The sequence below is a fragment of the Pseudomonas sp. G5001 genome, assembly GCF_013385475.1.
GTDB lineage: Bacteria > Pseudomonadota > Gammaproteobacteria > Pseudomonadales > Pseudomonadaceae > Aquipseudomonas.
On sequence record NZ_JACAPZ010000005.1, the window covers coordinates 177,784 to 192,009 of the forward strand.

The window sequence follows — 14,226 nt, forward strand, 5'->3', positions numbered from 1 at the left end:
CCTCATTGGGATGTAAGCAAAGGCGGGCGGCGCAGCAAGCCGTGCACCGGACCGAAGACCACGGACAGCAGGTACCAGCCGCCAGCCACCAGCACAATTGCCGGGCCGCTGGGCAGCGAGTAGTAGAACGACAGCAACAAGCCAAGCCAGACCGACAGGCATCCCAGCACCGCTGATATGGCGATCAACACCGGCAGGCGCCGGCTCCAGAAACGTGAAGCAATCGCCGGCAACATCATCAGGCCGACCACCATCAACGCGCCGATGGCCTGGAAACCGATCACCAGGTTCAGCACCACCAGCGTCAGGAACAGGCCGTGGGCCAGCGGGCCGAGGCGGCTGACGGTTTGCAGGAACAGCGGGTCGAGGGTGTCCAGCAGCAGCGGTTTGTAGATCACCACCATGGCGATCAGGCTGAAGCCCGAGACCCAGAGCATGCCGGTGAGGGTCGGGCCGTCTACCGCCAGGGCCGAGCCGAACAGCAGGTGCAGCAGGTCCAGGCGTTTTCCGGCGAGGCCGAGGATCAGCACGCCGCTGGCCAGGGAGATCGGGTAGATGGCGGCGAGGCTGGCGTCTTCCTTCAGCCCGGTGCGACGGGTAATCCAGGCGGCGAGACCGGCCATGCTCAGGCCGGCGCCCAGGCCGCCGATGGTCAGCGCGGGCAAACTCAGGCCGGCAAACCAGAAGCCCAGTGCGGCGCCGGGCAGGATGCCGTGGGACACCGCGTCACCGATCAGGCTCATGCGGCGCAGGATCAGGAACACCCCAAGCGGCGCCGTGCTGCATGCCAATACCAGACCGCCGACGAGCGCGCGGCGCATGAAAACGAAATCGAGAAACGGCATCCACAGGTGGGCGGCGAAGTGCATCAGGCCACCTGCATTTGCGGCTGCGGGCGGATCAGTTCTTTGCTGGAGCCGAACACGCAGCCACTGCTTTTGATCTGCACCACTTGCTGGGTGTGTTGGCGTACGGAGCCGAGGTCATGGCACACCACGACCACCGTGCGGCCTGCGTCGTGCCAGGCGTGGATGTGTTTCCAGCACAGCGCCTGGCCGTCTTCGTCGAGGGCGGCGTGGGGTTCGTCCAGCAGCAATATCGGCGACTCGGCCAGGCTCATGCGGGCGAGCAGGGCGCGTTGCAGTTCGCCGCCCGACAAGGCCATCAACGGCCGATGCTCCAGGCCGCTGAGGCACCAGTCTTCGAGCACGGCGCTCAGGCGTTCGGTACGTTGTTGCGGGGTTTGCCTGCTGCCCCAAAAACCGGCGGCCACCAACTCTTCGAGGCTGATAGGAAACTGGCGATCGAGGTTCTGTTGCTGGGGCAAAAACGACAGGCCACCTCTGCGTGGAACATCGATCGTCACTTTCCCCGCCAGCGGCTTCTGTAAGCCGGCGATAACTTTCAGCAGGCTGCTTTTGCCGGTGCCGTTGGCGCCGATGATGCCGGTAAGGCTGCCTTTTTCCAGGGTGAAATCCACGGCGGGGGTCAGTGGTTGGCCGGGGGCGCCCCAGCGCAAAGCGGTGCAGGTGATCATTCGGAAGGTCTCGTCCAGCGGCTTTCGGCCACGGCATCGTGCGCGTGAAGGCTTTCGGCGTGGATCACTCTCAAGTGGAAGGCATTGACCGCATCCGAGCGTTTCAAGGCGAGGTTCAGGCGGCGGGCGGCGTCTTCGCAGAACATCAGGTTCTGCCCGTTGGCCAGGGCGAAGGCTTGTTCGTCTGCACGCTTTACGGCGGTTTGCACGGCAGTGCCGAGGGCGGCTTCGGTTTCGTCGATCAACTGGGTCAGCGGCAGTGTTGGCTGATCGCCTTGAAGCCGGACCTGCAACAGCGCGCTGCTGCGCTGGCTGTGGGGCGTGGCGACGATGCCGTTTGCGCTGCCGAGCCAGGTCAGTACGTCTTCGTGCTGCAGCGGTGTGCCGGCAAAGTCCTCGATAAATTGCTGCTGAATCAATTGCCTGGCGAGGGCAGCGGAGCAAGGGCAGGTTGAAGAGTAAGTAACGTCAATTTTTAGTTCCACGTGGAACATCTGGTTTTCCAGGCGCGCCTCGATGCTCACCGGGTAGCTTTTCCAGCCGGCCAACGGGCTGACCAGCGCCGGACGTTTCAGCAGCAGACCTGCATGAATTCGCAGGTAGGCATTTGTGGATAAACCTTCATGACTGTCGAGAAAACGTTGCAATACACTGCGCAGCAGTGCTGGCGTAAGCGGCTGCTGTTCAAGCATTTCCAGCGCCAGGTAAAGCCGTGACATATGAATGCCACGGGCCTCGCCGTCGTCCAGGCTGACGCCGGCATCAGCCGTGGCGCTAAGGCTTTGGCCGTCGATCAGAATGGGCAGGGCAATGCCGCACATGCCCACCCAATCGAGCGGCAAGGCTTGGCGTGAAGCCTGCGCGGCGATATCGGGCAGAGTCAGCGCGTTCATGAGCAGGTCCATCGTTGGAAATAAAAAGACATGTTATATTATTACAATTGAAACGACGAAAGTTTTTCTGTTCTGTCTTTTATTCAGTCATGTCGAGTACGGAAGCTCCTTTATTTGCGGTGTAAGTCATGCACAGACGTCAACTCCTCAACCTGCTGCTGGCCAGTGCGGTGTTCACCTTGCCCTTGGGCGTGTCTGCCGCGCAGATCCGCAATGCACGGCTGTGGCGGTCGGATAACAAGCTGCGGCTGGTGCTGGACCTCAGCGGCCCGGTGCAATACAAGACCTTCACCCTGACCGCGCCGGAGCGGTTGATCATCGATTTGAGCGGCGCGAAGCTGACCGGTGATTTCAGCCAACTGGCCCTGACCAACAGCGGCATTACCTCGATTCGCTCGGGGCATTTCGGGCAGGGCGATACGCGGATCGTGCTGGATTTGAAGGCACCGATGCAGCTCAACAGCTTTCTCCTGCCGCCACAGGATGGCCAGGGCCACCGCCTCGTGCTGGACCTGACAAGCGCCACTCATGCGCCTATGCAAATCGCTGCAGCACCGGCCGCGTTGGCTGCACCCGTGCCGGCGCCGGTGGACAGGGCTCATCCGAAACGCGACATCATCGTGGTGGTCGACCCTGGGCACGGCGGCAAGGATCCCGGCGCGATTGGCTCAAAGGGCCAGCGCGAAAAAGACGTGGTGCTGTCCATCGCCCAATTGCTGGCCAAGCGTCTGAAGCGCGAGAAGGGCTTCGATGTGAAGCTGGTGCGCAACGACGACTTCTTCGTGCCGCTGCGTAAACGTGTGGACATCGCCCGTCAGCACAAAGCCGACATGTTTATCTCGGTACACGCCGATGCCGCGCCACGGCTTACGGCGTCCGGCGCCTCTGTCTATGCGCTGTCTGAAGGCGGCGCCACCTCCGCCACCGCACGGTTCATGGCGCAGCGGGAAAACGGCGCCGACCTCTTGGGCGCCACCACCTTGCTCAATCTCAAGGACAAGGACCCGATGCTCGCCGGGGTGATTCTCGACATGTCGATGAACGCCACCATCGCCTCCAGCCTGCAACTGGGCAGCTCGGTACTGGGCAGCCTGCAAAGCATCACCACGCTGCATCAAAAACGCGTGGAACAGGCCGGCTTTGCGGTGCTCAAGTCGCCGGACGTGCCGTCGATCCTGGTGGAAACCGGGTTTATCTCCAACACCCAGGACGCCCAGCGACTGGTCACCGCGCGCCATCAACAGGCGGTGGCAGACGGTTTATTTGAAGGGTTGAAAAATTACTTCCAGAAGAACCCGCCGATGAACAGCTACATGGCCTGGGTTCAGGAACAGAAAACCGGCCAGGTCTAACAGCCGGTGATTCGACTACAGGTGAACTTGGCGCTGGCACCACCGGAACTGGAAAACCGGTTGAGGGTGGTCCAGCCCACTCGCCGCGTGTAGCCCACCCACGCCTCACCATCGGATGCCAACCCGGTAAAGAACGTCAGTTGCCCGTAGCGGCTGCTGGTTTGTGCCCAATAGCGTTTTCCGATCACTTCAAAGCCCCGCAAATACGTAGTGCTGCCTGCCGTCGCGACGCTGTAGGCATTGCCCTGGGCGTCGACGCACGCCAGCAGGTTGGCGCTGCGGGTGCAGTTGGCCAGCAGGCTGGGCACCTGGGCGTTGGCCAGGCTCGCCAGCATCAGCAACACAGCACACAGCAGGTATTTCATAGAGGCTCTCGGGGCGTTATTCGGCTGCCAGCATTGCGCCCTTCGTCGTCACGAGCAAGGGGGATTGGCTTATTTGCATTGTTATACTATAACATTAAAAGACAGCCTGACCCGTGAACCACCTCCGATGACCGAACAAGACCTTCTCGCCCAACCCTGCGCCGACTACATGAATGAAGCCCAGCAAGGTTTCTTCCGCGAGCTGCTGCTGGCCCAGCGCAACGAGCTGCAAGCGCGTATCGACGCTGAATTCATGGTGCTGCGCGAACAGGAGCCCAACAGCGATCCCGCCGATGTCGGCAGCGCCGAAGAACAGCGCCAATGGCAACTGCGCCTGCTGGAACGCGAAAAAAAGCTGTTGGACAAGATCGACGAAGCCCTGGAACGCCTGGCCCGCGGTGAATACGGCTGGTGCCGTGAAACCTGCGAACCCATCGGCCTCAAGCGCCTGCTGCTGCGCCCCACGGCCACCCTGTGTATCGAAGCCAAAGAACGTGAAGAGCTGCGCGAACGCCATCAACGGGCGATTTGACCGGCCAACCCTGATGAGGAATACCTGATGCCCAATCGTCTCCCCGTTACTGTGCTGTCCGGATTCCTCGGCGCCGGCAAAAGCACGCTGCTCAACTACGTCCTGCGCAACCGCGAAAACCTGCGGGTGGCGGTGATCGTCAACGACATGAGCGAAATCAACATCGATGGCAGTGAGGTCCAGCGCGACGTCACCCTCAATCGCGCCGAAGAAAAACTGGTGGAGATGAGCAACGGCTGCATCTGCTGCACCTTGCGCGAAGACTTGCTGGAAGAAGTCGGAAAGCTCGCCAAGGAAGGTCGGTTCGATTACCTGTTGATTGAATCCACTGGCATCTCCGAGCCGCTGCCGGTGGCCGAAACCTTCACCTTTCGCGACGAAGACGGCCAGAGCCTGGCGGACATTGCCCGGCTCGACACCATGGTCACCGTGGTCGACGGCATGAACTTCCTGCTCGACTACCAGGCTGCCGAAAGCCTGGCGTCCCGGGGCGAAACCCTCGGTGAAGAGGACGAGCGCTCGATCACCGACCTGCTGATCGAGCAGATCGAATTTGCGGATGTGATCCTCATCAGCAAGATCGACCTGATCAGCAGCAGTGAGCGCGAGGAGTTGATGGCGATCCTGGAGCGCTTGAACTCCCAGGCTGAAATCATCCCGATGGTCATGGGCGAAGTGCCGTTGGCGAAGATCCTCAACACCGGCCGTTTCGACTTCGAGCGTGCTTCCCAGGCGCCGGGCTGGTTGCAGGAACTGCGTGGCGAACACCTGCCGGAAACCGAAGAGTACGGCATCGCCTCCACCGCCTATCGCGCCCGCCGCCCGTTCCACCCGCAGCGGTTTTTCGACTTTATCGACCGGCCTTGGGTGAATGGAAAACTGCTGCGCTCCAAGGGCTTTTTCTGGCTGGCCAGCAAACACCAGGACGCCGGTAGCTGGTCCCAGGCTGGCGGCCTGATGCGCCATGGGTTTGCCGGGCGCTGGTGGCGTTTCGTGCCGAAAACCCAGTGGCCCCAGGACGAGGAAGGCATCGCCGCAATCATGAAAAACTGGCAACTGAGCACCGGCGATTGCCGGCAGGAGCTGGTGTTTATCGGCCAGAACATCGACTTCGCCCAGATGACCGCCGAGCTGGACGCTTGTTTGCTGACCGACGATGAAATGGCCACGGGTGTCGAAGGCTGGCGCTTGTTGGCCGATCCTTTTGGCCCTTGGTTCGAAGAGGCTGCCTGATGCTGGCACCGACCCTGAAACTGCGCCCGGTGGTACGCCAGACCCACGGCGAAACCCCGGCCGTGCTCACCGATATCCTTGAGGACGGCGTGAACCTGGCGGTGTGGCAGCGTCAGTTGCCTCTGCACATCGCCGAGTTCGGCGCGTTACTGGTGGCACTCAGTGAGCCATTGGCCGAGTCGCTGGTGGTTGAACTGAACAGCGAAGACGCCGAGCCAAACCTGCAGGAATTTGCATCAGGTTGCCGTGATCTTGAAGGCTACGAAGGCTTTATCGCCGATGTGTCGTGGCTGGTCAGCGCCTTTGCCTGTTTGCTGGGAGCCAAGCGTATCGGCGTGCGTTTGCGGCTATTGGACAAGGCCATGTGCCCGCGTTTTCATGTGGATCATGTGCCGGTGCGGCTGATCACGACCTACGCCGGCATCGGCAGCCAGTGGTTGCGCGAGGGGGTTATGGAGCGGCGACACCTGAGCCAGGCGAGTGCTGAGCCGGAAGAACGCATTGAGCAAATCCACTGCGGCGAAGTGGCGTTGCTCAAGGGCGAAAAATGGCACGGCAACGAAGGCTTTGGTCTGATCCACCGCTCGCCGCCGCTGCAAGCGGATCAACGACGGTTGATTCTGACGCTGGATTGGTTGGCGTAACCGGGTAGGATCGAACCTCTCTACACGGTCTGAATGATGTCCACCATGCTGCAGAACATTCCCACCCACGTGATTGCCGGGCCCCTGGGCGCCGGCAAGACCAGCCTGATCAAGCACCTGCTGGCCCAGCGCCCGGCCAACGAGCGTTGGGCGGTGTTGATCAATGAGTTCGGGCAGATTGGCCTGGATGCCGCGTTGCTCACCCGTGATGACGACGGGATTGCCCTCGGTGAAGTGGCGGGTGGCTGCCTGTGTTGCGTCAACGGGGCGCCGTTCCAGGTAGGGCTGGGGCGTTTGTTGCGTAAGGCCAGGCCCGACCGGCTGTTTATCGAGCCGTCCGGGCTTGGGCACCCGGCTCAATTGCTCAAGCAACTGCGGGAAGCACCCTGGCAGCAGGTACTGGCGGTGCAGCCGTGCGTACTCGTACTGGACGCCCAGGCGTTGGCGGCGGGCAAACCTTTACCCAATGCCCAACGGGAGGCATTAGCCAGCGCCGGGCTGTTGGTATTGAACAAGAATGAAGCCTTAAGTGATGCGCAGCGCCTGTTGATTCAAGGACAACTGCCCGACCGGCCGATCTATTGGACGCAGCAGGCGCAACTGCCCTTGGCCCGGTTACCGGGTGTGAATGCTCAAGCGGCAGCGGCTGTGGATAACTTCGAGTTGCCCAAAGGCCTGGGGCAAATGCCGGCCATCTGGACGGATCCGGCATCGCCGATCTGCCTCAGCCAGGGCCAGGAGGATGGCTGGAGCATTGGCTGGCGCTGGCATCCGAGTCAGCGATTCGACGCGCGGCGCATTCAGCAATGGCTGCAATCGTTGGACTGGCGACGGGCAAAACTGGTTATCCACAGCCTGGATGGCTGGGCATCGGCCAACGCTGTGGATAACGCAGCATTGGCCTGGCAGCCCAGCGAATGGCGGCGGGATTCGCGTATCGAATTGATCTTCAGCGAAGTGCAGGACGTTGCGCAGTTACAGGGTGGGTTAACCGCTTGCCGTCAGTGACGGGTCTTGCTGTTGCCATGCTCCTGGCGCCACTGGCTTAGCTCAATGATCTCGGCGCTGGGCAATGGCGTCTTGATCTCGAACGGGTAGGGCGCCAGCTCGATTTGCGCGCTGTGGGCGCCGAATTGGGTGATGGTCCCCGGGTGCCGCGTTTCGCCGGTCACGGTGAATTCGAAGTTGTAGATCCGTGCCAGGCGCCGCCGCCCGCTGGCATCTTTCACAAAACCGATGCGCTTCAACGCCACGGCGCCATCGAGCAGCTCGATGTCGAGCTTGGCGCAGTGCTGCTTGACCCGTTCCAGCGCCCGCTCGCGCAGGCCGTGGTTGTGCCACAGCCAGGCGGCACCGGTCGCCAGCAGCATCAGCACGAAGATATTTCCGAGGGTCAGCATTCGATGAACTCCAACAAAGTAGGGCCAGCTTAACTGCGTCTCCGGTCTGTCGTACAGGCCGCGTTTAGTCGCATACTGCGCAGCCAGAATATCAACGGCTTTACGGAAATCCCCTGCATGAAACGTACGCCCCATCTGCTTGCGATCCAGTCTCATGTGGTCTTCGGCCACGCCGGAAACAGCGCCGCCGTGTTCCCCATGCAACGGGTCGGGGTGAACGTGTGGCCGCTCAATACGGTGCAGTTCTCCAACCACACTCAGTATGGTCAGTGGGCGGGAGAAGTGTTGGCGCCGCAGCAAATTCCTGCGCTGGTGGAAGGCATCGCGGCGATTGGCGAGCTGGGCAACTGTGATGCAGTGCTGTCGGGCTACCTGGGCAGTGCGGCCCAGGGCCGGGCGATCCTCACCGGCGTGGCGCGGATCAAGGCGATCAACCCCAAGGCTCTTTACCTGTGTGACCCGGTGATGGGGCATCCGGAAAAAGGCTGCATCGTGCCCCAGGAGGTCAGCGACTTCCTGCTGGAGGAAGCGGCGGCGATGGCCGACTTCCTGTGCCCCAACCAGCTGGAGCTGGACAGCTTTGCCGGGCGCAAGCCGCAGTCGCTGTTCGATTGCCTGGGGATGGCCCGTGCGTTACTGGCCCGCGGGCCGAAAGCGGTGTTGGTCAAGCACCTGGATTATCCCGGCAAGCTGCCGGACGGCTTCGAAATGCTGTTGGTGACGGCTGAAGGCAGCTGGCACCTGCGTCGGCCACTGCTGGCATTCCCGCGTCAGCCGGTGGGCGTGGGCGACCTGACGTCGGGCCTGTTCCTGGCGCGGGTGTTGTTGGGCGATAGCCTGGTGGCGGCCTTTGAGTTCACTGCTGCAGCGGTGCATGAAGTACTGCTGGAAACCCAGGCGTGCGCCAGCTATGAGCTGGAACTGGTGCGCGCCCAGGACCGGATTGCCCATCCGCGAGTTCGCTTCGAGGCAACCCCAATCGGGCTGTAGGACTATTCCTGATTGAGCGACGCAAAGGGCGTCCGTTACTACCGGCCGTCTTTTTGCCCTCTGCGTTCATCAAGGAAGATCATGTCGTTATCCCTGCTCCATTCGCCACGGGCATTTATCGCATTGGCCCTGGTTACGCTGCTCAGTGGTTGCAGCGTCCACGGTACCTATCCTGACGCAGCCGAGCCCGATGCGGCGAAGCTGCGGTTCATCTCCAACACCACCAACAGCACCCTTTTTGTCTATGACGCACAGCACTGCATGGGTGAGACCACAGGCATTCTCAACAACATGTTCCTGGTGGACACCAAGCGGCGGGTAGACATGCTTGTGCCGCCACCGCCCACGGCTCGTGGGCTGCTGGAGATCAAGCTGGCGCCCGGAAAGGACACTATGTTGATGATCAACACCAACGGCAGCTCCTATGTCTGTGGCAAAGCGTTCAATCTAACGCCCAAGGCGGGTGAAGAGTACGAAGTGACCTTCGAATTGCAGGGCCGCCAATGCAGCACGCTGCTCCAGCGTCTTACGCGATTGGACGGCAAGGACGTGCGGATCCCGCAGCCGCTGTTCGAGACCGGCATGCCGTCTTGCGAGGGCAAAGGTCCGATATTCGGCAAGTTGTTACCGGATACTCCGCAGCGAATGGTGTTGATTGATCGCATTCTTGACGAGCGTGCGCAGTCGATCACGGCCATCGTGTCAGAGAATAAAGTCGACCGAATGCAAACCTCGCCTCAAGAGCTTGATGAGTTGATCAGCAAGCGTAAGGCGTTGATGGGCTCGTATACCTTGCCGCCGGATTATTGGAACCAGTTTCGGCAGAACTACGAACTGTCGAATCAAGAGTCTGCCGGTCGTCTGGCCCGGGCTCTGGGGTTTTACACTGAGGTGTACCGCCAGCGCCTGCGGGGAACTGAGGATGCCGTCCTGGAGCAATGGATGCAGCCTACGGACAGTGCGATCAAATCGCGCGTAGCGGAGAACGACAAGCTTATGGTGCAGTACTACGTGAATACCCGAAAGAGCGTGACGATGGAGGTGGTCAATCACCATATGGAGCGCATGGCCCAGTTGGACCAGCGCTTTGATGTGTGTGCGCACTTTGACAAGTGCTCGCGTTACTAAGCGGTCATCCAGAAACCTGGCGGGCTCTTACGGCCCGTCTGCCTTGATTTCCTGATAGCGCTTTTCCAGCTCCTGGCGAATCTGCCGGCGCTGTTGAGCCTGCACAAACCGGCGCTTGTCTTCGCTGTTCTGCGGTTGCAGCGGCGGCACGGCGGCCGGTTTGCGCTGGTCATCCACCGCGACCATCGTGAAGAAGCAGCTATTGGTGTGGCGTACCGAACGCTCACGGATGTTCTCGGTGACCACCTTGATCCCCACTTCCATCGATGTGTTGCCGGTGTAGTTGACCGAGGCCAGGAAGGTCACCAGCTCGCCGACATGGATCGGCTCGCGAAAAATCACCTGGTCCACCGACAACGTCACCACATAGCGCCCGGCATAACGGCTGGCGCAGGCGTAGGCCACTTCGTCGAGGTACTTGAGCAGCGTGCCGCCGTGCACATTGCCAGAGAAGTTGGCCATGTCAGGGGTCATCAATACTGTCATCGACAGCTGGGCGTTTCCGGGTTCCATAGCACACTCACGGGTTGTAGGCATTGGGTGGGGAGGCACCTCTGCGGGTGCTGGAATCTTTGCAGAGCCATTCATAACGGGACGCTGGGCCCCGGCTTGCCGTCACGCCCGGGGCGATCTGTTTCCATATATTGCACCGGCTTTCTGCCGCAAGTCGCGGTGTTACCCTTCAAAAGCCCGTCTCAAAGGCAATTCTTACGATCAAGGCAGACTTTTCTTTCCGTTCATTGCGACCTTTCGGGGTGCATGCGTGGAAATGGGAAAAGCGCCAGTACCCCTCAAGGAGCCCCTCGCCATGCACGCCATCAGCTTTATCCAGGACCTGGCCGTGATCATGCTGGTGGCCGGGGTGGTGACGATCCTGTTCCATCGGCTCAAGCAGCCGGTGGTGTTGGGGTATATCGTCGCCGGCTTCATCATCGGCCCGCACACCCCACCGTTTGGCCTGATCCACGACGAAGACACGATCAAGACCCTGGCCGAGCTTGGGGTGATCTTCCTGATGTTCTGCCTGGGCCTTGAGTTCAGCCTGCGCAAGCTGTTCAAGGTTGGCGCCACCGCCTTTATCGCGGCGTTCCTCGAAATCATCCTGATGATCTGGATCGGCTACGAAATCGGCCGCTGGTTCGACTGGAACACCATGGACTCGCTGTTTCTGGGCGCGATCCTGGCGATTTCCTCGACCACCATCATTGTCAAGGCGCTCAATGACCTGAAGATGAAAAACCAGCGCTTTGCCCAGCTGATTTTCGGGGTGCTGATCGTCGAAGACATCCTCGGCATCGGCATCATCGCCTTGCTGTCGAGCATTGCCGTCAGCGGCACGGTCAGCTCCGGCGAGGTGTTCTCCACCGTCGGCAAGCTCTCGCTGTTCATGATTGTCGCGCTGGTGATCGGGATTTTGCTGGTGCCACGCCTGCTGGAGTACGTGGCCAAATTCGAAAGCAACGAGATGCTGCTGATCACCGTGCTGGGTCTGTGTTTCGGTTTCTGTCTGCTGGTGGTCAAGCTGGAATACAGCATGGTGCTGGGGGCATTCCTGATCGGCGCGATCATGGCCGAATCCCGGCAATTGCTGAAGATTGAGCGCCTGATCGAACCGGTTCGCGACATGTTCAGCGCGATCTTCTTTGTCGCCATTGGCTTGATGATCGACCCGCAGATCCTCCTGCAATACGCCTGGCCGATTGCGGTGATTACCGTGGCCGTGGTGCTGGGCAAGATGTTGTCCTGTGGGTTGGGGGCGTTTATTGCGGGTAACGATGGCCGCACTTCATTGCGAGTGGGGATGGGGCTGTCACAGATCGGCGAATTTTCATTCATCATCGCCGCGCTGGGGATGACGTTGCAGGTCACCAGCGACTTCCTGTATCCGGTGGCGGTGGCTGTTTCGGCGATTACCACACTGCTCACACCCTATCTGATCCGTGGCGCAGACCCGCTGTCGCTGAAGATTGCCGCAGTGATGCCCAAGCGCATGAGCCGGGTGTTCGGGATGTATGGCGAGTGGCTGCGCAGCATTCAGCCCCAGGGCGAGGGTGCGATGCTGGCGTCGATGATCCGCAAGATCATTCTGCAGGTGGGGGTGAACCTGGCGCTGGTGGTGGCGATCTTCTTTGCCGGCAGCTTTTTCGCGGCGCGTATTGGCAGCTACCTGGAAGGCTGGGTCAGCGATCCGAGCTGGCAGAAGGCATTGATCTGGGGTGGGGCGTTGCTGCTGTCGCTGCCGTTTTTGATTGCGGCGTACCGCAAGCTCAAGGCGCTGTCGATGCTGCTGGCGGAGATGAGCGTGAAGCCGGAAATGGCCGGGCGCCACACTCAGCGCGTGCGCCGGGTGATCGCCGAAGTGATCCCGATTCTTTCGCTGCTGGTGATTTTCCTGCTATTGGCAGCCTTGTCGGCCAGTATCCTGCCGACCAACAAGTTGCTGGTGCTGATCGCCGTGGTGACGGCCGCGGTGGCCGCCGTGCTGTGGCGCTGGTTCATCCGCGTGCATACGCGGATGCAGGTCGCCTTGCTGGAGACCCTGGATAACCATAAGGATACGCCGGAGCACTGAGTGGGTCGCAGAGGGCTGCTTCGCAGCCCAGCGCGAGCAAGCTCGCTCGCCACAACAAGCGCCCTCGGCACACAGGGGTCTCAGCTTTCCAGCCAGACGTCCCGTGCCCAGTGCCACACCGATTCCCAGGTTTCTTCGGTGACGAGTTCTTCTTCGCCGGACCACAGCACCACGGTGCCGTCTTCCTCGACGCAGTAGTAGTCGTCGCCGTCCTGGCAGATCGGGATCATGCTGCGGTCAACACCGGCATCCCAGGCGTTGGCGGCAACGTCCGGCAGGTAGGTGTGGGACTGTGGGTCGGTGACGGTCACCGGCTCCAGGCTGCCGTAGACCACATCGCTGACGGTCAGCAGAAATTCACGGAAGACGAACGGAATATCGATGAACAGTTGCTCCTCGATTTCCACCAGTTGATCTTCGTCAGGCAGCTCCAGAGGAACCGGTACCGGTTCGTTGGCTTCACGCAATTGTTCGATAACTTCTTCCACGGCCGGGATCCTCTTGCTAGATGGCGCGGTTTATAGGGGCGTTTTATACAGTAGCTCGCTATAAGTGCAACCGTGAAATAGAAAACCCCGGACAAGTCCGGGGTTTTTGTTACTGCGTACTCAAAGCGGGCAGGGATCAGCCGTTCTGGCGGATACCGGCGACCAGCCAAGGCTGGTTTTCGCCTTGTGGGCGCTCCATGTTCCAGCTTTCGCTGAACACTTCGCCCTGGTCGAAACGCGAGGTCTTCGACACACCGCTGAAGGTCAGGGTGGCGATGGTCTTGTCGGCGCGGTCATCCACACCTTCAAGCTGCACTTTCAGGTCGTCGATGTAGGTCGACTGGAAGCCGTCGCCCAGGTCGGCACGTTCGCGCTTGAGGAACTCCAGCAGTTGCGGGGTCACGAACTCGGCGATCTTGTCCATTTCGTTGGCGTCCCAGTGCTGCTGCAGGGACTGGAAGTGGCTGCGGGCCGCTTCGACGAAGCGCTCTTCGTTGAACCAGGCGGGTGCGTTGATCACCGGACGAGCGGCAGCAGGAGCAGCCGAACCGCCGAAGATCGAACCCATGGCAGCAGGCTTTTGCTCGAACACTTCACGCTGCATCGGCGCGCCGGCTGGAGCCATGTGCTCCTGTTGCTTGCGGCGACGGGCGGCGATAAAGCGGAAGATCAGGAAGGCGATGACCGCCATGATCAGGATGTCGAAGATCTGCATGCCCTGGAAGCCGCCGCCCATGAACATGGAGGCGAGCAGGCCGCCGGCCGCGATACCGGCCAGAGGGCCCAGCCAGCGCGAAGCACCGCCAGCCTTGGCAGCAGCGCCTGCGGCACCGGCAGCGCCAGCGGTCGCAGCTGCGCCGCCCATGCCGCCGCCGGATGGGGCCATTTGGCTGGTCTGGTGGCTCGGCGCCGAGCCCATGGATTTGCCGCCACCGAAGCGCTTGGCGTTGGCGTCGAGGCTCATCGTCAGGCCGATGCACAACGCCATGGCGATGCTAAGAAAACGTTTCATAAAGGGAATTCCCATTTGTGGATTGCACGCGCGCCATGTTGCACAGGTGTGATGTCAGTGGCTAGCGGCATAGTGTTTCG

The 14,226-nt window shown here is 61.0% G+C and carries 16 protein-coding genes; 8 read left to right on the plus strand and 8 right to left on the minus strand.

Going from position 1 to position 14,226, the window contains the following annotated elements:
* Positions 1-2 precede the first annotated feature (2 nt).
* The 3 genes from HX805_RS02185 to folE2 are packed head-to-tail and all read right to left on the minus strand — an operon-like array spanning position 3 to position 2,430.
* Positions 3-869 carry a metal ABC transporter permease gene (locus HX805_RS02185; RefSeq protein ID WP_003213483.1) on the minus strand — a complete coding sequence of 289 codons (867 nt, stop codon included), beginning with the start codon at positions 867-869 and terminating at the stop codon, positions 3-5.
* Complete coding sequence (locus HX805_RS02190) at positions 869-1,537, minus strand: metal ABC transporter ATP-binding protein (RefSeq protein ID WP_008439505.1); 669 nt, start codon at positions 1,535-1,537, stop codon at positions 869-871. Before HX805_RS02190 ends, HX805_RS02185 begins: the two co-directional genes overlap by 1 nt.
* The gene (folE2, locus tag HX805_RS02195; protein WP_177116564.1) at positions 1,534-2,430 is read right to left on the minus strand and encodes a GTP cyclohydrolase FolE2; all 897 of its coding nucleotides are present in this window, start codon (positions 2,428-2,430) and stop codon (positions 1,534-1,536) included. Before folE2 ends, HX805_RS02190 begins: the two co-directional genes overlap by 4 nt.
* Positions 2,431-2,558: 128 nt before the next feature.
* Here folE2 and HX805_RS02200 point away from each other — a divergent pair, with 128 nt between their 5' ends.
* Entirely contained in the window at positions 2,559-3,782 is a 1,224-nt protein-coding gene (locus tag HX805_RS02200; protein WP_003213478.1) for an N-acetylmuramoyl-L-alanine amidase, read from the plus strand.
* Here the strand turns inward: HX805_RS02200 and HX805_RS02205 are convergent.
* On the minus strand, positions 3,779-4,147 hold the full coding sequence (locus HX805_RS02205) for a hypothetical protein (RefSeq protein WP_003213476.1): 369 nt from the start codon (positions 4,145-4,147) through the stop codon (positions 3,779-3,781). The two genes, HX805_RS02200 and HX805_RS02205, sit on opposite strands and share 4 nt — an antisense overlap.
* 127 nt (positions 4,148-4,274) lie before the next feature.
* Here HX805_RS02205 and dksA point away from each other — a divergent pair, with 127 nt between their 5' ends.
* Genes dksA through HX805_RS02225 form a run of 4 tightly spaced genes read left to right on the plus strand, consistent with a single transcriptional unit; the run spans position 4,275 to position 7,564 of the window.
* Positions 4,275-4,679 carry an RNA polymerase-binding protein DksA gene (dksA, locus tag HX805_RS02210; protein WP_003213474.1) on the plus strand — a complete coding sequence of 135 codons (405 nt, stop codon included), beginning with the start codon at positions 4,275-4,277 and terminating at the stop codon, positions 4,677-4,679.
* 27 nt (positions 4,680-4,706) lie between these two features.
* The gene (gene zigA / locus HX805_RS02215) at positions 4,707-5,912 is read left to right on the plus strand and encodes a zinc metallochaperone GTPase ZigA (RefSeq protein ID WP_102604033.1); all 1,206 of its coding nucleotides are present in this window, start codon (positions 4,707-4,709) and stop codon (positions 5,910-5,912) included.
* On the plus strand, positions 5,912-6,556 hold the full coding sequence (locus HX805_RS02220) for a DUF1826 domain-containing protein (RefSeq protein ID WP_177116565.1): 645 nt from the start codon (positions 5,912-5,914) through the stop codon (positions 6,554-6,556). Before zigA ends, HX805_RS02220 begins: the two co-directional genes overlap by 1 nt.
* Positions 6,557-6,601: 45 nt before the next feature.
* Complete coding sequence (locus tag HX805_RS02225; protein WP_102604035.1) at positions 6,602-7,564, plus strand: GTP-binding protein; 963 nt, start codon at positions 6,602-6,604, stop codon at positions 7,562-7,564.
* On the opposite strand, the gene HX805_RS02230 is transcribed toward HX805_RS02225, so the two are convergent.
* On the minus strand, positions 7,558-7,956 hold the full coding sequence (locus HX805_RS02230) for a DUF3301 domain-containing protein (RefSeq protein ID WP_003213466.1): 399 nt from the start codon (positions 7,954-7,956) through the stop codon (positions 7,558-7,560). The two genes, HX805_RS02225 and HX805_RS02230, sit on opposite strands and share 7 nt — an antisense overlap.
* A 117-nt stretch (positions 7,957-8,073) precedes the next feature.
* Between HX805_RS02230 and pdxY the strand changes: the two genes are divergently transcribed.
* Together pdxY and HX805_RS02240 are read left to right on the plus strand one after the other, a co-directional pair.
* Positions 8,074-8,946, plus strand: coding sequence for a pyridoxal kinase PdxY (gene pdxY, locus HX805_RS02235; protein WP_003213465.1), 873 nt, complete (start codon positions 8,074-8,076; stop codon positions 8,944-8,946).
* A gap of 81 nt (positions 8,947-9,027) precedes the next feature.
* Positions 9,028-10,074 (plus strand): hypothetical protein, encoded by a 1,047-nt coding sequence (locus tag HX805_RS02240; protein WP_087694592.1) that lies wholly within the window; start codon positions 9,028-9,030, stop codon positions 10,072-10,074.
* Positions 10,075-10,101: 27 nt separating this feature from the next.
* Here the strand turns inward: HX805_RS02240 and HX805_RS02245 are convergent, their stop codons facing one another.
* Positions 10,102-10,587 (minus strand): acyl-CoA thioesterase, encoded by a 486-nt coding sequence (locus tag HX805_RS02245; protein ID WP_003213461.1) that lies wholly within the window; start codon positions 10,585-10,587, stop codon positions 10,102-10,104.
* A 295-nt stretch (positions 10,588-10,882) separates the two neighbouring features.
* Here HX805_RS02245 and HX805_RS02250 point away from each other — a divergent pair, with 295 nt between their 5' ends.
* Positions 10,883-12,646 carry a cation:proton antiporter gene (locus tag HX805_RS02250; protein WP_003213459.1) on the plus strand — a complete coding sequence of 588 codons (1,764 nt, stop codon included), beginning with the start codon at positions 10,883-10,885 and terminating at the stop codon, positions 12,644-12,646.
* A gap of 80 nt (positions 12,647-12,726) precedes the next feature.
* Here the strand turns inward: HX805_RS02250 and HX805_RS02255 are convergent, their stop codons facing one another.
* A complete protein-coding gene (locus HX805_RS02255; RefSeq protein ID WP_003213456.1) occupies positions 12,727-13,134 on the minus strand; it encodes an SMI1/KNR4 family protein in 408 nt (135 codons plus the stop codon).
* 136 nt (positions 13,135-13,270) lie between these two features.
* Complete coding sequence (locus HX805_RS02260) at positions 13,271-14,146, minus strand: Tim44 domain-containing protein (RefSeq protein WP_003213454.1); 876 nt, start codon at positions 14,144-14,146, stop codon at positions 13,271-13,273.
* Positions 14,147-14,226 lie beyond the last annotated feature (80 nt).